This is a genomic window from Methylotenera sp. N17 (assembly GCF_000799155.1).
Classification (GTDB): domain Bacteria; phylum Pseudomonadota; class Gammaproteobacteria; order Burkholderiales; family Methylophilaceae; genus Methylophilus.
The window spans coordinates 1,353,505-1,377,316 of record NZ_JUGE01000001.1 but is presented as its reverse complement, the minus strand read 5'-3'; the positions used below and the strand labels follow the sequence as shown (position 1 = coordinate 1,377,316).

Annotated in this window: 22 protein-coding genes; 15 read left to right on the top strand and 7 right to left on the bottom strand. The window is 45.6% G+C overall.

Going from position 1 to position 23,812, the window contains the following annotated elements:
• Nucleotides 1-12 precede the first annotated feature (12 nt).
• From FG11_RS06600 to FG11_RS13265, 3 genes are all read left to right on the top strand, one after another.
• The gene (locus FG11_RS06600; RefSeq protein ID WP_020182281.1) at nucleotides 13-501 is read left to right on the top strand and encodes a pilin; all 489 of its coding nucleotides are present in this window, start codon (nucleotides 13-15) and stop codon (nucleotides 499-501) included.
• A 150-nt stretch (nucleotides 502-651) separates the two neighbouring features.
• Nucleotides 652-1,452, top strand: coding sequence for an AIM24 family protein (locus FG11_RS06595; protein WP_047533909.1), 801 nt, complete (start codon nucleotides 652-654; stop codon nucleotides 1,450-1,452).
• Nucleotides 1,453-1,458: 6 nt separating this feature from the next.
• The gene (locus FG11_RS13265; protein ID WP_052184967.1) at nucleotides 1,459-2,574 is read left to right on the top strand and encodes a M48 family metallopeptidase; all 1,116 of its coding nucleotides are present in this window, start codon (nucleotides 1,459-1,461) and stop codon (nucleotides 2,572-2,574) included.
• Here the strand turns inward: FG11_RS13265 and hslO are convergent.
• From hslO to FG11_RS06570, 4 genes are all read right to left on the bottom strand, one after another.
• Nucleotides 2,571-3,452, bottom strand: coding sequence for an Hsp33 family molecular chaperone HslO (gene hslO / locus FG11_RS06585; RefSeq protein ID WP_047533907.1), 882 nt, complete (start codon nucleotides 3,450-3,452; stop codon nucleotides 2,571-2,573). The genes FG11_RS13265 and hslO overlap by 4 nt on opposite strands.
• 91 nt (nucleotides 3,453-3,543) lie before the next feature.
• A complete protein-coding gene (locus tag FG11_RS06580) occupies nucleotides 3,544-5,760 on the bottom strand; it encodes a TonB-dependent receptor (RefSeq protein ID WP_047533905.1) in 2,217 nt (738 codons plus the stop codon).
• A gap of 109 nt (nucleotides 5,761-5,869) precedes the next feature.
• A complete protein-coding gene (gluQRS, locus tag FG11_RS06575) occupies nucleotides 5,870-6,739 on the bottom strand; it encodes a tRNA glutamyl-Q(34) synthetase GluQRS (RefSeq protein WP_047533903.1) in 870 nt (289 codons plus the stop codon).
• Between the two features lie 2 nt (nucleotides 6,740-6,741).
• Nucleotides 6,742-7,053: a DUF3301 domain-containing protein gene (locus FG11_RS06570; protein WP_020182275.1), complete on the bottom strand. Its 312-nt coding sequence runs from the start codon at nucleotides 7,051-7,053 to the stop codon at nucleotides 6,742-6,744.
• A 112-nt stretch (nucleotides 7,054-7,165) separates the two neighbouring features.
• Here FG11_RS06570 and FG11_RS06565 point away from each other — a divergent pair, with 112 nt between their 5' ends.
• The 9 genes from FG11_RS06565 (at nucleotide 7,166) to FG11_RS06525 (ending at nucleotide 17,105) form a co-directional block, all read left to right on the top strand.
• On the top strand, nucleotides 7,166-7,837 hold the full coding sequence (locus FG11_RS06565) for a hypothetical protein (protein WP_047533901.1): 672 nt from the start codon (nucleotides 7,166-7,168) through the stop codon (nucleotides 7,835-7,837).
• Between the two features lie 173 nt (nucleotides 7,838-8,010).
• The gene (locus FG11_RS06560) at nucleotides 8,011-9,201 is read left to right on the top strand and encodes an ammonium transporter (RefSeq protein ID WP_047533899.1); all 1,191 of its coding nucleotides are present in this window, start codon (nucleotides 8,011-8,013) and stop codon (nucleotides 9,199-9,201) included.
• Nucleotides 9,202-9,476: 275 nt separating this feature from the next.
• The gene (locus FG11_RS06555; RefSeq protein ID WP_020182272.1) at nucleotides 9,477-10,001 is read left to right on the top strand and encodes a PepSY domain-containing protein; all 525 of its coding nucleotides are present in this window, start codon (nucleotides 9,477-9,479) and stop codon (nucleotides 9,999-10,001) included.
• A 138-nt stretch (nucleotides 10,002-10,139) separates the two neighbouring features.
• Nucleotides 10,140-10,817, top strand: a complete 678-nt coding sequence (ispD, locus tag FG11_RS06550) for a 2-C-methyl-D-erythritol 4-phosphate cytidylyltransferase (RefSeq protein ID WP_025224494.1) — start codon at nucleotides 10,140-10,142, stop codon at nucleotides 10,815-10,817.
• Between the two features lie 11 nt (nucleotides 10,818-10,828).
• A complete protein-coding gene (gene ispF, locus FG11_RS06545) occupies nucleotides 10,829-11,314 on the top strand; it encodes a 2-C-methyl-D-erythritol 2,4-cyclodiphosphate synthase (protein ID WP_029647539.1) in 486 nt (161 codons plus the stop codon).
• Nucleotides 11,315-11,344: 30 nt separating this feature from the next.
• Nucleotides 11,345-13,168, top strand: a complete 1,824-nt coding sequence (locus FG11_RS06540; protein ID WP_025224492.1) for an ABC transporter ATP-binding protein — start codon at nucleotides 11,345-11,347, stop codon at nucleotides 13,166-13,168.
• Between the two features lie 274 nt (nucleotides 13,169-13,442).
• Nucleotides 13,443-14,942, top strand: a complete 1,500-nt coding sequence (locus FG11_RS06535) for a sensor histidine kinase (RefSeq protein WP_025224491.1) — start codon at nucleotides 13,443-13,445, stop codon at nucleotides 14,940-14,942.
• Nucleotides 14,926-15,369 carry a response regulator gene (locus tag FG11_RS06530; RefSeq protein WP_025224490.1) on the top strand — a complete coding sequence of 148 codons (444 nt, stop codon included), beginning with the start codon at nucleotides 14,926-14,928 and terminating at the stop codon, nucleotides 15,367-15,369. Before FG11_RS06535 ends, FG11_RS06530 begins: the two co-directional genes overlap by 17 nt.
• Nucleotides 15,333-17,105 carry a putative bifunctional diguanylate cyclase/phosphodiesterase gene (locus tag FG11_RS06525; protein ID WP_235276353.1) on the top strand — a complete coding sequence of 591 codons (1,773 nt, stop codon included), beginning with the start codon at nucleotides 15,333-15,335 and terminating at the stop codon, nucleotides 17,103-17,105. Before FG11_RS06530 ends, FG11_RS06525 begins: the two co-directional genes overlap by 37 nt.
• 108 nt (nucleotides 17,106-17,213) lie before the next feature.
• Here the strand turns inward: FG11_RS06525 and FG11_RS06520 are convergent, their stop codons facing one another.
• The 3 genes from FG11_RS06520 to FG11_RS06510 all read right to left on the bottom strand — a co-directional run bounded on the left by FG11_RS06520 (nucleotide 17,214) and on the right by FG11_RS06510 (nucleotide 19,361).
• Nucleotides 17,214-17,723, bottom strand: a complete 510-nt coding sequence (locus FG11_RS06520; RefSeq protein ID WP_026361741.1) for a Smr/MutS family protein — start codon at nucleotides 17,721-17,723, stop codon at nucleotides 17,214-17,216.
• A 143-nt stretch (nucleotides 17,724-17,866) separates the two neighbouring features.
• Entirely contained in the window at nucleotides 17,867-18,817 is a 951-nt protein-coding gene (trxB, locus tag FG11_RS06515; RefSeq protein ID WP_025224487.1) for a thioredoxin-disulfide reductase, read from the bottom strand.
• An 82-nt stretch (nucleotides 18,818-18,899) separates the two neighbouring features.
• Nucleotides 18,900-19,361, bottom strand: a complete 462-nt coding sequence (locus FG11_RS06510) for a Dps family protein (RefSeq protein ID WP_020182263.1) — start codon at nucleotides 19,359-19,361, stop codon at nucleotides 18,900-18,902.
• Nucleotides 19,362-19,485: 124 nt separating this feature from the next.
• On the opposite strand from FG11_RS06510, the gene FG11_RS06505 reads away from it, so the two are divergent.
• From FG11_RS06505 to FG11_RS06495, 3 genes are read left to right on the top strand one after another with little or no spacing between them, the layout of a single operon-like run.
• Complete coding sequence (locus tag FG11_RS06505) at nucleotides 19,486-21,798, top strand: DNA translocase FtsK (protein WP_020182262.1); 2,313 nt, start codon at nucleotides 19,486-19,488, stop codon at nucleotides 21,796-21,798.
• Nucleotides 21,798-22,424, top strand: a complete 627-nt coding sequence (gene lolA / locus FG11_RS06500; RefSeq protein WP_047533896.1) for an outer membrane lipoprotein chaperone LolA — start codon at nucleotides 21,798-21,800, stop codon at nucleotides 22,422-22,424. Before FG11_RS06505 ends, lolA begins: the two co-directional genes overlap by 1 nt.
• 9 nt (nucleotides 22,425-22,433) lie before the next feature.
• A complete protein-coding gene (locus tag FG11_RS06495) occupies nucleotides 22,434-23,783 on the top strand; it encodes a surface lipoprotein assembly modifier (protein ID WP_020182260.1) in 1,350 nt (449 codons plus the stop codon).
• The last annotated feature ends 29 nt before the right edge of the window (nucleotides 23,784-23,812 follow it).

The window sequence follows — 23,812 nt, the reverse complement described above, 5'->3', positions numbered from 1 at the left end:
ACAGGAGTAAATATGCAAAGTAACCCTATTAAATGTAACGGATTTAGTGTGATTGAGATGATGGTAGTGATGGCAATATTGATTATCTTAGCGATGATTGCCATCCCCTCCAGCTTGGGGCGTATTCTCAAGGAACAAGTAGCGGCAACTGTGCCGTGGGCAGATGCTGCCAAGGAGCCGATTGCCAGCAATTGGAAAAACAATAAAACCTTTCCTGCCGACAATGCGGCAGCAGGATTACCCAGTGCAGATAAGATGGTGAGTAATTATGTATCGTCTTTGGTGGTTGAGGGTGGTGCAATTCACATGACGCTTGGCAACAAAATACACCCTAAGCTTCAAGGTAAAGTACTCAGCATTCGGCCTGCGGTCATTGAAGAGTCCACGGTTGTGCCAGTGACTTGGGTATGTGGTCACGCCAAAGGACCTACGCCCATGGTGGTAAAAGGCCAAGATAAGACCACGATTCCAGACGAATATTTACCACAATCCTGTCGTTAATCCACAATATTGTCGTTAATTTAATATAGTGCAAGCATAGCTACACTACTGCATGCTATGTTAAATTTCAGCTTCGCTGAGCTCAGTGCCACTGAGCTTATCTAATCGTGTAACTTATTTTTAAATACTTAACAATAACAAGGGAAAACAATGACCGCGCTTAACTACACCATTCATGGCCACGGTTTACAGTATATTCAAGTCACGCTTGCCCCTGACGAGCAAATGATGGCCGAGCAGGGCGCCATGATGTATACCGATCAGGCAATTGAGATGAATGCAGTATTAGGCGATGGTAGCGCCTCTAAATTCGGTGCTATTGGCCGTTTTGTGAATGCGGTTAAAAGACGTTTTACCGGTGAGTCATTGTTTAGTAGCGTGTATACCAATAAGGGCTTTGTGGCGCAAGATGTAGCCGTTGCAGCGCCTAGCCCTGGTCAGATTATTCCGATTCAGCTGCAAGAGCAGGGCGGTACGCTCATTTGCCAAAAAGGCGCTTATTTGGCTGGACAAGTTGGGCAAAAAATCACACTGGCGTTCCAAAAACGTATACGTGTCGGTTTGTTGGGGGGCGAAGGCTTTATCATGCAAAAAATCAGTGGCGAGGGCACGGTATTTGTCCATGCCTCTGGCACGCTTAAAGCGGTGGAGCTTGGCCCTACCGATAGTCTAAAAATTGATACGGGTTGCTTGGTGGCTATGTCTTCTACTGTGCGCTATGACATTAAATACACTGGTACACTCAAGACTAGCTTGTTTGGCGGCGAAGGCTTGTTTTACGCCACCGTGGCTGGGCCAGGTCGCGTCTGGGTGCAATCACTACCAATGAATCGTTTAGGTCAGGTTATTCTCAACGCAGCCGTTTCCGGCAAGAGCAAAGGATCTGTCTGGGGCAAACTCTATCTCATCTTTATTATCGTAGTGGTGTTCATCACACTCGCTGGCAAATAACGCGCAATGGTACACGCTGTTCCCGTATTACTCTTTGGCCCCGGCTTGCCACATGCCGGGGTGGCTACTACCTGCGCTATCAATGAGCATAGCATCAGTATTGCCTCACATCAGCTAGCGGTGCCGTTGTCTGTACTCAAGGCTGATATAGGCGGGTTTGATCATGACCAGTTGCAACTACATTGGCAGGGTACTGCCGGTGTCTATATGGTAATTGCAGGTGCTCCTGATGCGCAAAAACAACTGCTTGGATTGCTACCGGCACCATTGGTAGCTGGGCTTAAAGGGTGGCGTATTGCGACTTTTAGCCAAAAAACAGTATGGAACAGTTTGATCTACGGTGCAGGTTTGATTGTATTGCTTGTATGCATCGGGGTTTGGCAATACGACCGTATGTTGGGTTGGGCTGCTAATCGTGTCTCTATAGAAACCGAACAGAAAATGGGTAAGGCTGTGCTGGCATCCTACAATAGGCAGCAAGACATCATTACTTCTGGTGCTGCTGTGGATTTTGTTAAATCGGTGGGCAATCAACTTACACAAGGCTCGCCTTATACTTACCAATGGCTGGTGGTTAAAGATGACATGGTGAATGCTTTTGCCATGCCCGGCGGTATTGTGATTGTGAATACTGGTTTACTTAAAAAAGCCGGTAATGCTAACGAAGTAGCCGCGGTACTGGCGCATGAGGTGCAGCATGTAGAGCAACGACATGCACTTAAGAACATGATGCACAGCGCAGGTGTAGCTGCAGTGGTAATGCTGGTACTTGGTGACGCCAATGCAGCGATGATTTTGATTGCACATCAGGTCTCGACGCAGTTTTTTAGCCGGCAAGTAGAAGCAGAAGCGGATTTAAAAGGTGCTCAGTTGCTATTAAAGCAGCACATTCAACCCAATGGTATGGCGAGCTTTTTTAAACGCTTATCTAAGGAAGAACCTAAGACTGGTCAGGTACCGGAATGGTTGTCCTCACATCCTGACACCCAACATCGCATTCATCTGGCAGAGCAATTTGCAAAACAGCATCCTTGTACGGACTGTAAAAACCTGACTTGGGATATCGAAGCTATTCTGGGAAATATTCAACAGCCTGTTCCGCCAGTGACTGAAACACATTAATGTTTAATACTTGCAGCGTTCTCTTCAAATAGTTGAGCTGTTTCTTGTTCATCAAACACATAATGTTTGTTGCAAAAATCGCAATGAATTTGGATGCTGCCTTGTTCTTCAATAATGGTGTCCACTTCGGCGTGCCCAAGCATGGTGAGCATGTTGGCCACACTGTCACGGGTGCAGCTACAAAAGGCTTTGGTGGTGCGGGCGCTAAATAAGCGTACTTCTTCTTCGTGAAACAGGCGTGTAAGTAAATCAATGGGGGCGAGCATCAGCTCTGCGTCTGTCACCGTATTGGCCAGCTGATTGACTCGGTTCCACACGTCTATATCTTCTGCATGTTGATTGGGTAGCTTTTGTAATAGCATACCAGCTGCTTGTGTGCCATCGCAATGCAACCAAATAGACGTGTCAATTTGCTGTGAGCGCAACATGTAGTGCTCTAGCATTTCTGCAATGCTGTCGCCTTCAATGGGTACAATGCCTTGATACGGCTCCCCAATTTTTGGGTCTAGAGTAATCACAAATTGTCCGTGCGTAATCAGTTGTTTAAATGTGGTGTCGTGATGTGCTGTTTCTTTATCCAGCAGTGATTGATCCCATTTCGCGGTGGCGCGCATTTCCAAATCAGAGCTGCACTCCACTACCAATAATTTGAGAATGCCACGCCCTTGTAATTGTAGTATCAGCGCACCTTCCATTTTAAGGGTGGAAATCAGCAGTGCGCTCGCAGTCATTAGCTCACCCAATGCACGCTTTAGTAATGGCGGCAGTGCTTGGTGCTGTAACGCGTCGATATAGGTAGCATTAAGATGCGCCACGTTACCGCGCACTGGCGTGTTGTCAAAAATAAATGGGTGTAAGGTGTCTTGATATGTTTGCATGCCGCTATTTTAACATCTCTATATTTGCTGCATATAAAAAAGCCCATGTGTGGCATGGGCTGAGTAAATAGTTTGGTGAGTTGCCTCTATATTAGAAGTTGTAAATTAATGTTGCACGGCCAGTAATGGGTGAACCAGGCGTGATGTTGTTATTGGTATGTGAGAACAATGCATATTCTTTGTTAGTGATGTTCTCAATGTTGAGCTGCAGGCGTAACTTCTCACTGAACTTGCCAAAGACTGCTGCATCGTAACGGGTGTAGCCTGGCAATATTGTGCTTTGTGATACGGTTGGCAGTTGTGCATAGCGATCAGATGTGCTGACAACACCTAGAGCCACCGCCCACATATCGTTAATCTCATATTTGTTCCATAGAGATAGGGTGCGGTCAGGCGTTTGTGCTAATTCTGCGCCTTTAGCAATGACATTTGCTGCAGTTGTGTTTGCTTGCGTTTCGGTAATCTCACCTTTTTGAAAAGTAACACCGCCAAATACGCTCCATTTGTCAGTAATGTCGCCAGAAACCCCAAGCTCGATACCTTTGGTTTCTTGACCATCAACCAAAATAGAGTTTGCGCCTGGGTTGCTAGGATCAGCAACTAAAACATTCTCACGTTCCAATTTGTACACCGCAGCCGTTAGCGCTAAGCTCGGATTCACATCCCATTTCGCACCCACTTCATAGTTGATAAATTTCTCTGGCTTGAATGATGCATTGCTCGGCGTTAAAGAGGTTAATTGGTCGCCAGCACGTGGCACATAGGAAACGCTGTAGTTGGTATAAATGGAGATAGCCTCTACTGGCTTGAAAATCAGACCCGCGCGTGGTGATAATAAATTATCACTGACTTTAATCTCGGTATTGTCTAATAAGTTAGTAAAGTCCGTATCAAAGTTATCATTTCGTAAGCCAACAATCGCCTGCCATTTTGGGCTAAAAATGATTTGATCTTGCAAATAAAAGGCTGCTACGCTCACATCACTTTTTCTGTTGGTTGCCAAAGCGGAAAAAGAGGCAGAAGGCAGATATGGATTGCTTGCGGAAACTACAGTCGCAATATTGGTTGAGCCCACTGTTGGTTGAAAACGTTTGCTCGTTGTATCTTGTTTTGCCAACTCCATACCGAATAACAGTTTGTGTTCAACAGAGCCTGTTTTTGCATTGTATGTTAAGTCAGTTTGGTTGATGATGTTTTCACGATCTGTCTCATCAAGGTAAGCACCAAATTGAACAGTACCGACGTTGGTCACGGAGTTTCTGGCAAACACGTTTTGATAATATTTATTGTAGTTGGCGTAGCGTGTACTATTTTTAACGCTGATGCCGTTATCAAAAGCATGTTCTATGGATGCATTGAAAGCGACCGTTTCAGTTTCAGTAGGGCTTAGATGGGCATTCCCAAAAAATGTGTCGTAGTCACCGATTTTATAAGGGCGATTTTTCAATGTTGAGTTGCCAGGACCATTCACTGAAGGTACACCACGGTCTGCCACACGTTTGTCTTTAAAATACTCCATGCCAACGATGATTTTTGTATTTTCATCCGGGCGTATCGTCACGGTTGGCGTCACACCAAAACGCTCTAAATTCACGCCATCACGATAAGAGTCTGAATTCTCATACACAGCATTTACGCGGAAAGCGATTTCATCATTGAAGGCTTGGCCATAATCACCGGTAATACGTTTTTGGTTATACGCGCCGTAACTAGCAGTCAACTCACTAATCGGTGTCCAGCCAGCTTGCTTACTCACGCGATTAATTGCGCCGCCTGCACCACCACGTCCAAATGCCATGCCATTGGGGCCTTTTAACACCTCTAAGCGGTCTATATTGTAAAAGTCGCGGTAAGTTTGCACATCATCACGCAAGCCATCTAAGAAAAAATCGCCAGTCGTGGCATTGCCACGGAAGATCAATGCATCACGGTTACCTTCGCCTTGAGCTGCTTGCACACCCGGCACATATTGCACGGCTTGTGAAATGCTTTGAATCGATTGATCTTGAATTAAATCTTGTGGAATCACGGTAATGGATTGGGGTGTATCACGTAATTCCGTATCTGTTCTAGTAGAAGCAGAGCTTTTTTTGGCGTTGTAGCCTTGTACTGGTTTTGTGTCGTTATCTTTTTTAGCTGACACTGTAATTGTGTCTAGTTCTATGACATCTTCTGCCAAGGCTATGTTGGCAATAAATGAGCATAGGGTAGATGCGACCACAAAGCGAATGTTGTTGTATAAAGCATTATTCAGCTTTTTAAGTTGAAAGTTTGGTGTAGCTTCAGAAGCGTTAGCGCTTTGTATCATTGATAATCCTAACAATTAATTGATTTTTTTTACAATTTTTAGAATGGTAATAAAAATGAGAATAATTATCAATAATATAGCTAGCTAAATGTTAGTGTGCTAAATATTATTAGGCGGTGATTTTGTGAATATCCCAATGTGCAATGGCCCATGCCCAAATAGTCGCAAGCGTGGCGTTGTGTAGCGAGTCTGGAGGAGTTTGTTTCAGAAAGGCGAGCGCATTGAGTAGTTGCGTGCTGGCATCGTTGGCTAGTATGGCAGGTGCTAATGTCTGTTTGCTCAGTTTCTCGCCATCAGCATTCATCACAATCGGGATATGCGCATAGTTTAGCGTAGGCAACTGCAGCAACAGTTGCAGATAGCGTTGCCTAGATGTAGAGTACAGCAAATCTGCCCCACGTACCACGTGTGTTACACCCTGCATTGCATCGTCTACCACTACCGCCAACTGATAAGCAAACAAGCCATCTGCACGTTTTAAAACAAAGTCACCAATATCTGTCGCAAGTTGCTGATGGAGTGCACCTTGAATGTTGTCATGAAAGTGATCTACAAAATCTTGTGTTTTTACACGCCAAGCCACAGGTGCTTGTGGCTTAATGGGGTGATGCAAGCAATTACCCGGGTAAATAAAGCCTTCTATACCTTGGCGGGTGGACGAGTCTGCAATCTCCTTACGGGTACATGTACATGGATACACCCAAGCTTGGAGCTGTTGTAGCGCTATTGCATAATGCGCAGTTTGCTTGCTTTGGTAGATGACTTCGCCATCCCAACTGAATCCGTAGGCTTCTAGGCAATGGAGTATGTCTTGTGCTGCGCCTTTCACTTCCCTTGGTTTATCCAAGTCTTCAATGCGCACCAACCATTGCCCTTGGTTGGCTCTGGCATCGCAGTAGCTAGCGACCGCAGCTACCAATGAACCAAAATGCAAAGGCCCGGTGGGAGAGGGGGCAAAGCGGCCCACATAAGACGACATGGTTATTGAAGTGTTTGCAGGTATGGGGGAATATCCCAACTATGCAAGTGTTTGCCAAGCAGCTGTAACGTGCATTGCATGCGCTCAGCACCGTTGGCGTTGAGCTCAAAGGCATATACGCGCAAAAATTGAGCATGGCCATGCGCATCACGCGCAATGCTGATTTTGGTGCAAGCGACGGTTTCGTCTAGTAGTTGTAGCTGAAACCGTTGCGCTAACGTATGGCCATATTGAATCGCAGCCTCACGCTTTGCAATGGTATCTAGCCAAAACCAGGCACAGCCAATTAATATAAGTAATAGAGCAATTTCCAAGAGAATCCCTGCATGATAATGTTGATATGGGTATAGACAGCGGCAAGAATATATTTGAATATTTGCCCACTTGAATTATATTAGCTAACAATCCTCAAATTATCATCAAAAAATGAATAAAACGCGCGAAGATGATGCAATAGCTGCTTATTTTAAGCTGTTAAGAAGTAAAGGTGGTGACGATAAAAGCATCTCTCAGCGAGAGCTATTCTTGTCACAATTGACGCCTTATCTTGCAGGAAAAGAACTCGCCGGCACTGTCTATCGAGAGTCATTAGAACAGCTGATGGAAGGGCAGGCAGCAGCAGACTGGCCAGCCAATCTCGTGATTGCACGTGAGTTCTATCCTTTCTGGATGGCAGATATCAGAGCCATTAGCCAATTGAATTCAGAAGGCGGGTTTGATTTACACCCGGTAGATTGGATGCCTGCTGAAGTTTCTTTGGCTGACTTATGGAAGAATATCGACCAGGAAAAATTTTCCACGGCAGAAAGCTGGGCCATTAAATCCTACCTCAAAGCGCTCACCGATGAAGTTGCGGATGCTGAAACGATTGATGTCCGTATCAAATTTGCCAAAATATTAATAGTACGCCTGCGCGATGCGCCATTGACCGAAAAAAACGCATACCGTATCGCGGTAGATGCAACGACACCTTTGTTTGAGCTTAAGAAAACGCGACAACTGTTTTTGGTCGTCGTGCGAGAGTTCTATAACTTCTGGTCTGGCAATCCGGATGCTAGAGAACATGTGCTCAAAGTCAGTAAAGTGAGTATCTTGTAATCAAATATATGCACATATTTTGTGCAATGCACAGTGCATAGCACTTTTTTTGTGCAAATTATAAACCCCCGTAATAAATAGTCTTTAAAAATCAATACACTGCCTTTTGGCGTGCATTTTGCTTTCTGTCATGCAAATAAAAATAATCCATATAACGATTTAAGGAGATAGTCATGGAGGGATTGGTGACAGCCAACGACGTATTATTTGTGTTATTAGGGGCCATTATGGTGCTTGCCATGCATGCTGGCTTTGCATTTTTAGAGGTAGGCACCGTACGTAGTAAAAACCAGGTCAATGCCTTGGTCAAGATCATGGTAGATTTTTCTATTTCTACCATTGCCTATTTTTTTATTGGCTATAGCGTGGCGTATGGTGTCAGCTTTTATAGTGGCGCTGAGGTATTGGCAGCTAAAAATGGTTACGATTTAGTGAAGTTTTTCTTTTTGCTCACATTCGCTGCAGCGATTCCGGCAATTGTCTCTGGCGGGATTGCCGAACGCGCTAAATTCAACCCACAAATTGCAGCCACTTTCTTGGTAGTGGGTTTTGTCTATCCTTTCTTTGAAGGCATTGCTTGGAATAAGCATTACGGTATTCAAGATTGGCTATTAGCAAACTTTGGTGCCAATTTTCATGATTTTGCCGGCTCTGTCGTGGTGCATGCCATGGGTGGCTGGATTGCGCTGGCTGCAGTGATTTTGTTGGGCGCGCGTACTGGGCGTTATGCCAAAGATGGTCGCTTACATGCGTATCCGCCATCTAATATTCCATTTTTAGCATTGGGTGCTTGGATTTTAACAGTAGGTTGGTTTGGCTTTAATGTGATGTCTGCGCAGGCGGTACAAGGTATTTCCGGCTTGGTTGCGGTCAATTCGCTGATGGCACTGGTGGGTGGGACATTGGCTGCATTGGTTTTAGGTAAGAATGACCCGGGTTTTGTGCACAACGGGCCATTAGCTGGTTTGGTGGCGGTATGTGCAGGCTCCGATATTATGCATCCGTTGGGCGCTTTGACCACTGGCTTGGTGGCTGGCGCCTTGTTTGTATGGGCATTTACGCTGACACAAAATCGCCTCAAAATTGATGATGTGCTCGGTGTGTGGCCATTACACGGTTTATGTGGCGCTTGGGGTGGTTTGGCTGCGGGTATTTTTGGTGCCAAAACATTGGGCGGCTTAGGCGGCGTAAGTTTTGCCTCGCAAGCGGCGGGCACGTTGCTAGGTGTCACAGTTGCAGTGATTGGCGGGATTGTTGTGTATGGGTCACTCAAAAAGTTTGTCGGCATTCGGATGGATGCGGAAGCTGAATTTGATGGTGCAGACTTAAGTATCCATAAAATTCCTGCACGCTCAGAGGATTAATTGCAGTATAGATATATTGCAATATACATCGTTCGGTTTCTAAATTGCCCGCAATCGCGGGCTTTTTTGTTGACCTAATGAAGTTGGCATAGGTAAGACAATTTTTACATAATGTACGTTGGTGGTGCTTTTAGTGCATTTTTAGATCTGTTTTTTGGCTATATATAACCAAATATGTAAAAAAAATGTAAAAGAATCAATTACCTATTGAACTTTTAAATGCTGGTCTCATACTATATAGGCAAGTTTTTTGTAAAATCCTAGAGGAGAGAAATATGTTACGTTTAACACTCGGTGCTGCAGTATTGGCGGCTGCATTTGCTACCACTGCCAACGCTGGTCATGAGACATTTACCCCAAAAAGCTATGATAGTTTAGGTAAGTGCTTAAAAGCAGCGCTGACTAAACATGATGGCAAAGTTGTCAAAGTAGAATACAAATCTGAGAAAAAAGCAGGCGTGTATGAGTTTGATATTGAAACACCTGACGGTAAAGCCTGGGATATTGAGTGCAATGCTAAAACAGGCAAAATAACTGAAATCGAAGAAGAAGTAAAAGCGGATGATGCAAAATTCACAGCTCTAGCTAAAGTATCAGAAGCAGATGCGAAAGCCACTGCATTGGCAGCACATCCAGGCAAAGTAGTAGAAGTAGAGTATGAGTTAGAGCCAGATGGTAAAGCTTCTTACGAATTTGATATTTTGGAAGCTGATGGTGAAGAGATTAAAGTAGAAGTAGACGCAACAACAGGCAAAATTGTTGAAGTTAGCTATGAAAACTATCAAATTGGCCAAGAGTAATTGCAAGTTGGCCTAGAGTAATTTCTAGTGAGTAATTAAAAAAGGCGCCTAGAGCGCCTTTTTTAATACGTATCAATTACATTGTCACACGATTGGTTATTCCAGTCTTATTGCTTAGGCTGCATGTTAAAATGTGGCATGACAAAATTTCATGCCATTATTCCTGCAGCGGGAAGCGGCGCTCGCATGGGTGCAGAGGTTCCAAAACAATACTTGAAGCTCAATGGTAAGCCATTGATTCAGCATGTGATTCATACCTTTGAGCAATCTGCATCTATTCAGTCAGTACATGTGCTGCTAAGCCCCAATGATCGTTATTGGGCAGCATTGGACATATCATTGGGTTCAAAAACGACTTTACACACATGTGGTGGTACAACGCGGGCCGAGACTGTGTTAAATGGTTTAAATGCAATCAAGTCAATTGAAGGTACGGATTGGGTGTTGGTGCACGATGCAGCAAGACCTGGCCTCAACCAAGCAATGTTAAACCTATTGATTGAGAGCTTGGGAGACGATGAAGTGGGTGGGTTACTCGCTTTGCCTCTGGCGGATACCTTGAAGTTAGCTGACGCGACACAACGTGCGCAAAAAACTATCCCACGCGAGCAACTTTGGCAAGCACAAACACCTCAAATGTTTAAATTGGCAATTTTAAGAGATGCTTTAGCCAGTTTTCATGGCGTGCCTACTGATGAAGCACAAGCCATTGAATCGATTGGACTACAGCCTAAATTAGTACGTGGCGCATTACGTAATTTAAAAGTCACTTATCCCGAAGATCTCACTGTGCTTAATGCATTAATAACTGAGTGAAAATAACCCAAATGAATATCCCTTTTAGAGTTGGGCACGGTTTTGACGTGCATGCCTTAGTGGTGGGTCGCCCCTGCATTATCGGTGGCGTGAATATTCCGTACGAGCGTGGATTAGATGGCCACTCTGATGCAGATGTCTTATTGCACGCGATCTGCGATGCGTTGCTGGGAGCAGCAGCATTAGGTGACATCGGAAAACACTTTCCCCCCAGTGATGCGCGCTACAAAGGCATTGATTCACGTAATCTGCTCAGGCATGTTGTGGCTTTGTTGCATAGTCATAGCTATGTGGTCGGCAATGTTGATGCCACAGTGATTTGCGAGGCGCCTAGGCTTAGCCAACATACGGCACAAATGCAGCAACATATTGCCGAGGATTGTGCGATTGCTATCCAGCAAGTCAACATCAAAGCCACCACGACAGAAAAGTTAGGCTTTACCGGCCGCGGTGAAGGGATTGCTGCAGAAGCCGTGTGCTTGATCGCGTTGAAATAACCCATTCCCAAATAATTTAAGTGTAAGTATATGTTTCGTTGGTTTGAAAATCTCGTCAACCCGTTCCCTGAGCAGGTCATCAGTACACCGCCCAAACAGTTTTGGGCGTTTGTATGGTCATGCACGCAAGGTATGCGGCCGTTTATTTTGGGCATGACGTTGCTCACTGCCTTGATTGGCGCGTTTGAAGCATTGCTATTCGCCATGATGGGTAAGGTGGTAGATACGTTAAGCCATATCGCCCCCAAAGATTTATGGCATCAGCACTTGCACGATTTGTTAGTATTAGCCGGTATTTTGTTATTTAGTACCGCGGTGATCTGGATACAGACTTTACTCAAGCATCAAACCTTAGCGGGCAACTTTCCCATGCGCTTGCGTTGGAGTTTCCATCGTTTGATGTTAGGCCAAAGCATGAGTTTTTACCAAGACGAATTTGCCGGGCGCGTTTCCGCCAAAGTTATGCAGACTGCACTAGCAGTGCGCGACGTTTGGTTTATCGTCTCCGATATTATGGTCTACGTCGTCATTTATTTTGTCACCATTGTGACGGTAGTAGGCGGCTTTAGCTTGCTGATTGTGTGGCCATTTTTGATCTGGCTGGCATTGTATATAGGCGCGCTCACTTATTTCATTCCACGTCTGGCTAAGGTCTCACAACGGCAGGCCGATGCGCGCGCGTTGATGACTGGACGCATTACTGATGCGTACACCAATATCAGTACCGTCAAATTATTCTCACATGCAGGGCGAGAAGCAAACTATGCAAAATCCGCCATGGATGAGTTTTTAAGTACGGTAAAAAAACAGATGCAAATGGTCAGTAGTGTGGAGACCATTAACCATTTCTTAAACATGCTGCTGATTATCGGCTGTGGCGGTATGGCGTTGTGGCTGTGGACGCAAGGAAAAGTAGGCATGGGCGCAGTCGCTGCAATTACCGCCATGTGTTTACGTTTGAATGGAATCTCCCATTGGGTGATGTGGGAGATGACCTCACTGTACGAGCAGATCGGGACGGTACAGGATGGCATCAATACACTTTCAGCCATGCATAAAGTGCAAGATGCGCCCAATGCCAAAACCATCGATGTAAAGCGCGGTGAAATCGTGTTTGATGATGTGCACTTTGGCTATGAGAGCCAACCATACTTGCTGGAAGCATTTAATCTACGTATCAATGCAGGTGAGCGGGTAGGGTTGGTTGGTCGTTCGGGCGCGGGCAAATCTACCTTGGTAAATCTGCTATTACGTTTTTATGATATTCAATCCGGACAAATTTTGATTGATGGTCAAAACATTCAGCAGGTGACGCAAAACAGCTTGCGCGCTAATGTCGGCATGGTCACGCAAGATACGTCGCTATTGCACCGCTCTGTGCGCGATAATATTTTATATGGGCGCCCAGATGCTAACGAACATGACATGATGGAGGCTGCCAAACGTGCCGAGGCACATGATTTTATTTTGACACTAAGAGATGCCAAAGGCCGCACCGGTTATGATGCACATGTGGGCGAGCGCGGCGTGAAACTATCCGGCGGCCAACGCCAGCGTATTGCCATTGCACGGGTGATGCTGAAAGATGCGCCGATATTGCTATTGGATGAAGCTACCAGCGCACTGGATTCGGAAGTGGAGCTTGCCATTCAAAGCCATTTGGATCAACTGATGGACCACAAGACCGTTGTTGCTATTGCGCACCGTTTGTCTACTATTGCCGCCATGGATCGATTAATTGTGTTAGATGCGGGCAAAGTGGTGGAGCAGGGTAGTCATACTGAATTGCTAGCGCTCAATGGTGTATACGCCAAATTATGGGCGCACCAAAGTGGTGGGTTTTTGTTGGATTAGATTGGAATTAATGGCAGGCTTCGGCCCAATTGAGAGGTGTTACTAAAATTTACTGAATGTCTCAAAAATCCCCATAGCGGACATTTTGAGTTAGTACTAGTATTATGAAAACTAAGAAGCATCTTGATCTTTATTTACAGTTTGTTGTATTTGTTAAGTTTTATTTGCGCAAAAGGAATCGTCCTAAGATAGATACTATATAAGATATAAGAGCGTATAATTTATTTAAAATAACATAATCAAACATATTTTGTTTGGTCAAAAAGGTCCTGTCATGAACGATGGCATTGGGGATATCGAGCGAGCAAACTTACGCTTCCGACAAGTGGTAGAAGCCGCGCCCACTGCCATGGTGATGGTAAACAAAGCTGGCCTGATTGAAATGGTAAATACTCAGACTGAAATCATTTTTGGGTATAGCCGGGCCGAGCTTCTTGGCCAAGTCATTGATATCTTGCTTCCAGAGCGATTTCGTCACCAGCATCCTCATCATCGGGCCTCATTCTTTTCAGACCTAAGTCCCCGCGCCATGGGAACGGGTCGAGATCTCTATGGACGTCGCAAGGATGGGAGTGAGTTTCCTGTAGAAGTAGGCCTCAATCCTATTGAAACGGATGATGGCGTAAAAGTCCTGTCTGCAATTACCGATATCTCGGCCCGCAAGCGGATGGAAGAGCGTTTTCGTCAGGTGGTAGAAGCCGCACCGAATGCTATGGTAATGGTGAACAAGGCCGGCCTGATTGAAATGGTAAACACGCAGGCCGAAATCATTTTTGGTTATAGCCGAGACGAGCTTCTTGGCCAAGTCATTGATATCTTACTTCCCGAGCGATTTCGTCACCAGCATCCACATCACCGAGCTTCATTCTTTTCAGACCTAAGTCCCCGCGCCATGGGAACAGGTCGAGACCTGTATGGTCGGCGCAAGGACGGGAGTGAGTTTCCAGTAGAAGTAGGACTCAACCCGATTGAAACAGATGATGGGGTGAAAGTGCTGTCTGCAATTACCGATATCTCAGCGCGTGTAAAAGCAAGTGAAAAACTAGCTGAGCATCGTGATGAGTTAGAACGTAGTAATAAAGAATTGGCAACATTCGCTTATGTCGCATCACACGATCTTAAGTCACCATTGAGAGGTATATTTCAGATATCGCATTGGATTGAAGAGGATCTCAATAATGGACAAACCCACGCTATTCCAGACCATATGAATTTATTGCGTGGACGCCTTCGTAGGATGGAGCATTTGCTGGATGATTTGCTTGCTTATTCACGTGCAGGACGATTGGAAGGAAGTGCGAGTCAAGTTGAGGTTGGCAGGCTGGCACAAAATGTTTTTGAGATGCAAGCACCCCCTGAAGGCTTTACGCTTGTAGTTGCTGAAGACCTACCCACTTTTACAACCCTTGCAACCCCTCTAGAGCAAGTGCTCCGCAATTTGTTTGCAAATGCGATTAAGCATCATGATCGGACAGAAGGTCACATCAATCTAAGTTGGCGTGTAGTAAGTAAAAATTACTATGAATTTAGCGTGACCGATGACGGCCCTGGTATTTCACCAGAGTATCAAGAGCGGGTTTATATCATGTTCCAAACGCTGCGGCCGCGTGACGAAGTAGAGGGTAGTGGTATGGGGTTGGCGCTAGTTAAAAAAATTGTGGAAGCATACGGTGGTACTACAGGAATTGTTTCCGATGGAATACGAGGTACTTCTATTCGCTTCACTTGGCCAATCAATATAGAGGGGAGACTGGCCTCTGCAAGTCCATCATAAACAAAATTATAAAGAGGTCACATTGCTGATTGTTGATGATGATGATATCGACGCCATTGCACTAGAGCGTGCATTACGTAAGTTAAGTCTCTTTAACGTCACGCACCGTGCACGAGATGGTCGAGAGGCATTGGAATTGCTACGGGCTGGGGCGATACCTGCGCCCTATATTATCTTTCTAGATCTAAATATGCCGCGCATGAGCGGGTTGGAGTTTCTGGAAGTGCTCCGTGCAGATGAGGTACTGACGCATTCAGTCGTATTTGTTTTGACCACCTCAAAATCAGATGAGGATTTAGTGGCCGCTTATCGCAAGCATGTTGCTGGATATATTTTCAAGCAGCATATGGATAGGGACTTTCTTGAGGTGATTAGCTTAATTGAGCACTATTGGCGACTGGTCGAGTTACCAATCACAAAGGAATAAGCAAGATGCGACTTCTACTTGTTGATGATGATGAATTAGATCGGATGGCAGTGGTCCGTGTGTTGCGAAATCCAAAGCTAGTCAAAGATATCGTGCATGCTAATACTGCAGTAAGAGCGCTTAAGTTATTCGACGAGAGTACGTTCGATATCGTGTTGCTAGACTATCGTTTGCCAGACATGGAGTGTCTTGATGTGTTGAGTCAAATTACGCAACATACAGACAAACATGCAGCCGTAGTCATACTGACAGGCATGGAAGACAATGAAATCATCGAAAAAAATTGTATATTTGCTGGAGCGCAAGATTTCTTACTGAAAAAAGAGCTTTCCGAACGACATTTGACCAAGGCGCTAATTCACGCGCAGGCACGGCATGCACTTGCCAGTAAGCTGATTGACACACATAAACGCTTAAAGTACTTAGCGGAAAACGATCCCATGACAGGCTTATCGAACCGTTATTACTTTGAAGAGCATTTACGTGGAGCGATTCAGCGAGCGCATCGACTTAACTTTCAGCTTGGTTTAGTGTATCTGGACATTGATAACTTTAAATTGATTAATGACAGCTTGGGACACGATTCAGGCGATCAATTGTTACAAATAATAGCACAGCGGCTGCTGGAGGTTGTTAGGGAAGGGGATGTAGTTTGTCGACTGGGAGGTGACGAGTTTGCAATCATTGTGCATGATTTGGAAACGGAAACTTCAGTTGGCGCATTAGCACAGCGAGTGATTGAGCGTGTGCGAGAACCTATTCTACTGAATAATGTGGAGCAATTTATAACCTGTAGTATTGGGATTGCAACGTATCCTAGATGTGCCACGACGGCCGAAGACATGCTAAAGCGTGCTGATTTGGCCATGTATCAAGTGAAGCGTGAAGGACGTAATGGCTTTCATTTTTTCAGTGAAATCTTGCAAGTTCAGATTCTACATAGGATTATGCTGGAAGGAGAGTTGCGCTCACATCGTTTTCAAACTCAGCTAGTACAATATTACCAACCTGTCATTCATGCTAAAAGTTTACAAGTGTGTGGAGCAGAAATGCTTGTACGCTGGAACCATCCAACAAGAGGCATATTACCACCAAGAGATTTTATTGATATCTTAGAAGAGCTTGGGTATATAGCTGCCATTGATACAGACAATAGACAGTTGGCGTGCATGCAGCTAGCTCAATGGCGAAAAAATGGCGTGGTAGGTAGCCAGTTCGTGTTAGCAGTCAATGCTAGTGAACAATTATTGCAACGTGAGAGCTTGCATGATGATATTAGGCGTGACCTAGAGAGCTTTCACCTAACGGGTGAGTGTATCACTATAGAGGTGACAGAAAGTGTACTTGTTTCGGATTTCGAAAAAACGGCTTCACTCTTGAATCGCATCAAAGCATTAGGTGTGAAGGTCGCGATAGACGATTTTGGAACTGGATATTCATCTATGGCCTACTTAAAATGGTTGCCTGCATCAATACTAAAAGTAGATCGTTCATTTGTACAAAATGTGCCAGAAAGTGAAGCAGACTGCAAAGTATTAAAGGCAATCATCATAATGGCAAAAAGTCTAGATCTTGAGGTGATTGTTGAAGGTGTTGAGACACTTGATCAGGCTAGATTATGTCGCGAGTTTGGCGCTGATAAACTTCAAGGTTACTTATTTTCAAAGCCATTAACACCAGATGATTTTGCAACGTTTGTTCATACGCACAATCCAGAGTCATTTAATCTGATATGACGTCCTTAATTCAAATGGTTGACTATCTGCTTTGTCCCCTAAGCAGTCTATGGACAACTTGGATTAACTGGCAACTATGTGCCGAACCAAGACAAATAAACTATTAGTTTACGCCTTCAATAACACAATCACTGCGCCACTGCCGCCATCATTGGCTTTGGCTTGTGCATAGGCAATTACTTCATCTTTTTGCATCAGCCAGCTACGAAGTTTATGTTTGAGTACTGGCTCACGATTTTTTGAGCCCAAGCCCTTACCATGCACGATGCGCACGCAGCGGATATTGCGTTTTTTGCAGTCAGCAATAAACTCAGAGACGTACATGCGTGCTTCATCCGCAATCAAGCCATGTAAATCAATATTGGCTTGTACTACCCAATGTCCGCGCCGCAGCTTGCTCAATACCAAGGGCGATTGTCCATCGCGCAGATACAGTAACTCTTCGCCACTTTCTAACTCTTCAGCAGGGTAGTAATGGTCGCTCAGTGAGTCTGCCAGCGCTTGACGTTCATCTTTGAGCAACTGCCTAGGAATGGGTTTGGGTTTTTTAACCGGGTGCAATAAGCGATTGGCCTTCACCGGGCGCGCACCTTTAACGGCTTCATAAAACAGCGCTATATCCTCCTCTGGAGGGGTGCTAGTTTTATTTGTCGGTTTGTCATCTTTGGCAGTCACTGCATCTACACTCCATAAAAAAACGCACAAGCAAGCATCGCCAGCGTTGTGCGTTTTTAAGCGTGATTTACCTTACTTTATTGTAATCAGGCTAAGCTGGTTAAATAGCGCTCAGCATCCAAGGCTGCCATACAGCCGGTGCCTGCACTGGTCACGGCCTGACGGTAAATATGGTCTTGCACATCACCCGCCGCAAATACGCCTGGAATGCTGGTTGCAGTAAAGTTGCCTTGGCGACCGGTTTGCGTCACGATATAGCCGCCTTCCATCTCAAGCTGGCCAGCAAAAATCTCGGTATTAGGTTGGTGGCCAATGGCAATAAACACGCCATTCACAGCTAGCTCTTTTGTGCTGCCGTTGTTGGCATCTTTAAGGCGCATACCAGTTACACCGGTTTCATTGCCCAATACTTCGTCTAATGTCTGAAAAGTTTCCAGTACCACTTTACCCTCTTTCACGCGCTCCATCAGTTTATCCACCAAGATCGCCTCGGCTTTAAATTTATCGCGACGATGCACTAGCGTAACTTTGCTGGCAATATTGGACAAATATAGCGTTTCTTCTACCGCTGTATTGCCGCCACCTATCACGGCAACTTCTTGATTACGATAGAAAAACCCATCACAAGTGGCACAGGCGGAAACGCCTTTGCCGGCGAACTTCTCTTCAGATGGCAAGCCTAGATATTTGGCAGATGCACCTGTGGCAATAATCAGTGCATCACAGGTGTATTCGCCAGAGTCACCCACTAAACGAATTGGCTTTTCGGTCAAATGTGTGGTGTGAATATGATCAAAAATCATTTCGGTATTAAAACGCTCGGCGTGCTTTTGAAAGCGCGCCATTAGCTCTGGCCCCATCACGCCATCGGCATCGGCAGGCCAGTTATCTACATCGGTGGTCGTCATCAGCTGACCGCCTTGTGCAATACCTGTGATGAGTACCGGTTTGAGGTTTGCGCGGGCTGCGTAGACTGCCGCCGAATAGCCAGCCGGGCCTGAGCCCAAAATAAGTAAGTGCGCGTGTTTTGTTGCCATGAATGTACTTTCGTTGCGAATATTAGCTATGAGATGGGGTCTTTAAATACAATTTAAAGACCCATTTGTATTACTTTAACGCCTATTCAAGCAGGCTGCGTAACATCCATGCAGTTTTTTCATGTAGCTGTAAACGCTGTGTCAGTAAGTCGGCAGTAGCTTCATCCGCTGCTGCATCGGCTGCAGGGAACACACTGCGTGCGGTGCGACATACCGCTTCATGACCAGCTACCAATTCTTTAATCATGTCATTGGCTTTAGGTACATCTATTGTTTCTTGAATAGAAGTGAGTTTTGAAAATTGACTATAGGTGCCTGGCGCATACACATCTAATGCGCGGATACGTTCTGCCACCAAATCTACGGCTAAGGCTAGTTCGGTATATTGCGTTTCAAACATCAGATGGAGTGTATTAAACATTGGCCCTGTCACGTTCCAGTGAAAGTAATGGGTTTTGAGGTAGAGCGTGTAGGTATCAGCTAACAGTTTAGACAAACCTTCTGCAATGACTTTTCGATCTTGTGGTTTAATGCCTGTATCCATAGTGTTTCCTTTGTTATTTAAGTGACTATTTTAAGGATTAGACACACTTAGTGCAATTTGATTTTGTTATAATCGTTTAATAATTTTATTTCTTCTTTCGTTTCTATATAGGGTTCATAACACCTTGTTTTTTAATAAAAAAACCTCAGTATCCAACGGTCGAGTTCAGGCGGAGCCTAGTGAAAAAGCATTACATGGCGCCAGTTTAGTCAAAGAAGCATGGTGGCTGGGCTTGGTACTGGTCGGCTTGTATTTGGCAGTCATTCTCATCACCTATTCTCCGCAAGATCCATCTTGGTCACATATGGCGACCGAAGGTGCCCCTGTGGATAATGCTGGTGGGGCGGTGGGTGCATGGGTTTCTGACATGTTGTTATACCTGTTTGGCTTCTCCGCGTGGTGGTGGGTAGTGTTAGCCTTTTACGGCATGTGGCTGGTCTACAAACGCTTGGGGACCACGATCAGTGAGCGCCCATTCCTGATGTTTAACTTAATCGGCTTTACTTTGTTATTACTGGCTTCTTCAGCATTTGAGGCCGGACACCTGCTAGCTTTACCCGCCCAGTTTCCACTGACACAAGGCGGCATGATTGGCAATGCCGTAGATAGCATGTTGCATAGCATGTTCGGGTTTGCTGGGTCTACCATGTGCTTAATTATCTTGATGGCCATTGGGTTTAGCCTGTTTACAGGTTGGTCATGGATTATGATCACCGAACAACTGGGTGCGTGGGTATTGGCCGCGCATGCATGGGCATTAGAGAAATATTACGATTGGCAAGATAGAAAAGCCGGTAAGCAAGTAGAAATCAAACGGGATGAGTTTATTGAGGCTGAGCGTAAACGTACGGAGGACCGCCCACCGATTGAAATCAAAGTGCCGGAGATGGAAATTCCCAAAAGTGAGCGCGTGCAAAAAGAACGTCAAACGGTATTGTTTGATAGTCTGCCAGACAGCTCGCTACCGCCATTGCATTTGCTGGATGAAGCAACAGCTACTATTGAGCTGCAATCTGCAGAAACCTTAGATTTCACTTCGCGTTTAATCGAACGTAAATTAGTCGATTTCGGTATTGAGGTCAAAGTCCTTTCAGCGCAACCCGGCCCTGTGATCACGCGTTATGAATTTGAACCAGCACCTGGTGTAAAAGGTAGCCAAATTACTAATTTGGCCAAAGACTTGGCACGTGCGCTTTCTGTGGTGAGTATTCGCGTGGTAGAGACCATTCCCGGCAAAAGCTGTATGGGTTTAGAGATTCCTAACCCTAAACGCCAAATCGTTTGCCTTTCAGAGATTATGGGCAGCCAAGTGTATGCTGATATGCATTCGCCGCTGGCTATTGCCATGGGTAAAGACATTGCAGGTAAACCTGTGGTGGCAGATTTGGCCAAAATGCCACATGTATTGGTTGCGGGTACCACTGGTTCTGGTAAGTCAGTCGCCATCAATGCGTTGATTCTAAGCCTGCTCTACAAAGCGGAAGCCAGCAAAGTGCGCATGATTCTTATCGATCCGAAAATGCTGGAGCTATCGGTATACGAAGGCATTCCGCATTTGTTAGCGCCAGTGGTGACGGATATGCGCCAAGCCGCCAATGCGCTGAATTGGTGTGTGGCCGAGATGGAGCGTCGCTACAAACTGATGTCCATGTTGGGTGTACGTAATTTGGCAGGTTACAACCAAAAAATTCATGATGCGAAAAAAGCAGATACCACCATTCCGCATCCGTTTAGCCTAACGCCGGATGACCCTGAGCCATTGGATGAGATGCCATTGATTGTGGTGGTGATTGATGAGCTAGCGGATTTGATGATGGTAGTAGGTAAAAAAGTGGAAGAGCTGATTGCACGTTTGGCGCAGAAAGCACGTGCTTCTGGTATTCACTTGGTGTTGGCGACACAACGTCCTTCCGTAGATGTGATTACCGGCTTGATTAAAGCCAATATTCCTACCCGTGTGGCGTTTCAGGTATCAAGTAAAATTGACTCGCGTACCATCTTAGATCAGATGGGCGCAGAGGCGCTATTGGGTCAGGGCGATATGTTGTATATGCCACCTGGCACTGGCTTCCCGCAACGTATTCACGGTGCATTTGTGTCTGACCAAGAAGTGCATAAGGTGGTCAACTACCTGAAGTCGCAAGGTGAACCAAATTACATTGAAGGTATTCTCACTAATGAAACAGAAGAGAGCAGCGAAGGCAGCGTACTGAGTGATACCGGCGGTGAGAAAGATCCCTTGTATGATGAAGCCGTCAATATTGTACTGACTAGTCGTCGCGCTTCGATTTCTTCTGTACAGCGCCAGCTACGTATTGGCTATAACCGCGCTGCACGTTTGATTGAAGAGATGGAGCGTGCGGGTTTGGTCTCAGCTATGCAAAGCAATGGCAATCGAGAAGTATTAGTGAATAGCGGCTCTGGGAGTCAAGAGTAATGAATTTGAGTAAATACGTATTAACAGCAACACTGTGGCTTGCTGCAACAAGCGCGGGCATGGCTTATGCTGATGGTGTAAGTAGCTTGAAAGATTTTTTCTTGAATACGCAATCGATGCGTGCAGAGTTCAAGCAAGAGGTGGTGGATAAACAAGGCCGCAAAGTGCAAAAGGTAGAAGGCACGATGCAATTGCAACGGCCAAATAAATTTCGCTGGGATTATCAAAAGCCATACGAACAGCAGATTATCAGTGACGGTAAGCAAGTGTTTTTGTATGACGTGGACTTGCAACAAGTCACGGTACGCGATTTAAGCAAGACTTTAGGCTCCAGCCCTGCGGCGATGTTGGCTGGTGGCGAGGCCGTTGAGAAAAGTTTTACGCTTAAAAACGCAGTACGTAAAGACGATTTGACGTGGGTGCTGGCTTTACCTAAAGATAAAGAAAGCGGCTTTGACCGCGTATTGTTGGGTTTTAAAGAAGGGCAGCTCAAAAAAATGGAGTTGTACGATAGCTTTAGCCATGTCACGCATATTGCGTTCAATCAAATTGAACGCAATCCGGCGCTAACCACGCAAACCTTCCTGTTCACCACACCTAAAGGGGTGGATGTGGTGGGCGAATAAGCAGGCACCATGCTGCGCCGCCACACCTATGGTTTTGGCTATGCAGTTGCACTACTTGCATTCATCGCTACACCGCTCGCTGCGGCAGAGACATCGGCAGACGCAGCCACAATGCAACAGGCGGAGGCATTACTCAACGCTGGCAACTATGAGGCGGCTTACCAGCAACTGCTCCCCTTAGAAAAAACCTTGGCAGGGCAATTGAATTTTGATGTGCTGCTAGGAAGCGCAGCCGTAGAAAGTGGCCATTACACCGAAGGCATGTTTGCACTTGAGCGTGCATTGGCCATTGAGCCAGACCATCAGCTAGCGCGGGCCAAAGCGGCTAAAGCACATTACTACTTGGGCGAAATTGATACCTCCAAATCAGAGTTTGGGTACTTGCTGAACCAAAATCCTTCTGCAGAAACTGCCAAAGCCATCGAAAAATATTTAGCAGCCATTGATAAAGCCATGGGCTTATCCACTACGTTTAGCGCTTATTTGGAAGGTGGGCTGGGTTGGGATAGCAATATCAACAGTGCGACCAGCGCAAACACTATCGCGCTGCCGGTATTTGGCGGTTTGAATTTTGCGTTGGCCGACGATGCCAAAAGGCAATCAGACAGCTTTTTCAACATGGCGGGTGGCGCGGGTTTTCGTATCCCGGTGTCAGCGCAAGTAGCGTATATCGGCAATGTGCAGTTTGCAAAAAAAATCAATCAGCATTACCAAGCATTTGAAACCGGCGCTATCGATTTAAACCTTGGTGTGCAGATTAAGCAGGCAGATGATATTTATACGATTGCCGCACAAGATGGCCACTTTTATGTGGATGATTCGCGATTCCGTCGTGCTTATGGTGCGATTGCGCAGTGGCAGAAAAATATTGATCCGGCCAATCAAGCCAGTGTTTATGGGCAATATGCCAAGTTGGAATACGACGATAGCCCGATTCGCGATGCGGATCGCTATGTGCTTGGGGTCAATTATGCGCATGCGTTTGATGCAGCCACAAACCCAGTGATATTTTTAGGTGCCTATGTTGCGCAAGAAAATGCAGTGCGCTCAAATACACGTTTTTTAGATCAAGATATTTATGGTGTTCGGGCAGGTGGGCAGTTAGTTGTGGCGCCAAGTTGGCTAGCCTATATGTCTGCCGGGTACGAGTCGCGGGATTATCAGGCGGAAGACTTGGCTTTTTTGCGCAAACGTAAAGACGACCAATACGACATCACGTTAGGTGTGAATTACGTGCCCGCGCGCTATTGGACAGTCAAGCCGCAAATCAGTCTGATCAAGAATGATTCCAATATCGAGCTGAATGGATTTGAGCGCGCCACCATGAGTATTAACATACGCCGTGATTTTAATTGGTAAATGGTTAAGTAAATCGCGGCATAATATCA

Excerpts from the sequence above, each read along its gene's own strand:
- FG11_RS06600 (WP_020182281.1), top strand. The coding sequence starts at position 13 with ATGCAAAGTAACCCTATTAAATGTAACGGATTTAGTGTGATTGAGATG.
- gluQRS (WP_047533903.1), bottom strand. The coding sequence starts at position 6,739 with ATGTCGTCTTATGTGGGCCGCTTTGCCCCCTCTCCCACCGGGCCTTTG.
- FG11_RS06580 (WP_047533905.1), bottom strand. The coding sequence starts at position 5,760 with ATGATACAAAGCGCTAACGCTTCTGAAGCTACACCAAACTTTCAACTT.
- hslO (WP_047533907.1), bottom strand. The coding sequence starts at position 3,452 with ATGCAAACATATCAAGACACCTTACACCCATTTATTTTTGACAACACG.
- ispF (WP_029647539.1), top strand. The coding sequence starts at position 10,829 with ATGAATATCCCTTTTAGAGTTGGGCACGGTTTTGACGTGCATGCCTTA.
- FG11_RS06535 (WP_025224491.1), top strand. The coding sequence starts at position 13,443 with ATGAACGATGGCATTGGGGATATCGAGCGAGCAAACTTACGCTTCCGA.
- FG11_RS06565 (WP_047533901.1), top strand. The coding sequence starts at position 7,166 with ATGAATAAAACGCGCGAAGATGATGCAATAGCTGCTTATTTTAAGCTG.
- lolA (WP_047533896.1), top strand. The coding sequence starts at position 21,798 with ATGAATTTGAGTAAATACGTATTAACAGCAACACTGTGGCTTGCTGCA.
- FG11_RS13265 (WP_052184967.1), top strand. The coding sequence starts at position 1,459 with ATGGTACACGCTGTTCCCGTATTACTCTTTGGCCCCGGCTTGCCACAT.
- FG11_RS06495 (WP_020182260.1), top strand. The coding sequence starts at position 22,434 with ATGCTGCGCCGCCACACCTATGGTTTTGGCTATGCAGTTGCACTACTT.
- FG11_RS06560 (WP_047533899.1), top strand. The coding sequence starts at position 8,011 with ATGGAGGGATTGGTGACAGCCAACGACGTATTATTTGTGTTATTAGGG.
- FG11_RS06595 (WP_047533909.1), top strand. The coding sequence starts at position 652 with ATGACCGCGCTTAACTACACCATTCATGGCCACGGTTTACAGTATATT.
- FG11_RS06510 (WP_020182263.1), bottom strand. The coding sequence starts at position 19,361 with ATGGATACAGGCATTAAACCACAAGATCGAAAAGTCATTGCAGAAGGT.
- trxB (WP_025224487.1), bottom strand. The coding sequence starts at position 18,817 with ATGGCAACAAAACACGCGCACTTACTTATTTTGGGCTCAGGCCCGGCT.
- ispD (WP_025224494.1), top strand. The coding sequence starts at position 10,140 with ATGACAAAATTTCATGCCATTATTCCTGCAGCGGGAAGCGGCGCTCGC.
- FG11_RS06540 (WP_025224492.1), top strand. The coding sequence starts at position 11,345 with ATGTTTCGTTGGTTTGAAAATCTCGTCAACCCGTTCCCTGAGCAGGTC.
- FG11_RS06555 (WP_020182272.1), top strand. The coding sequence starts at position 9,477 with ATGTTACGTTTAACACTCGGTGCTGCAGTATTGGCGGCTGCATTTGCT.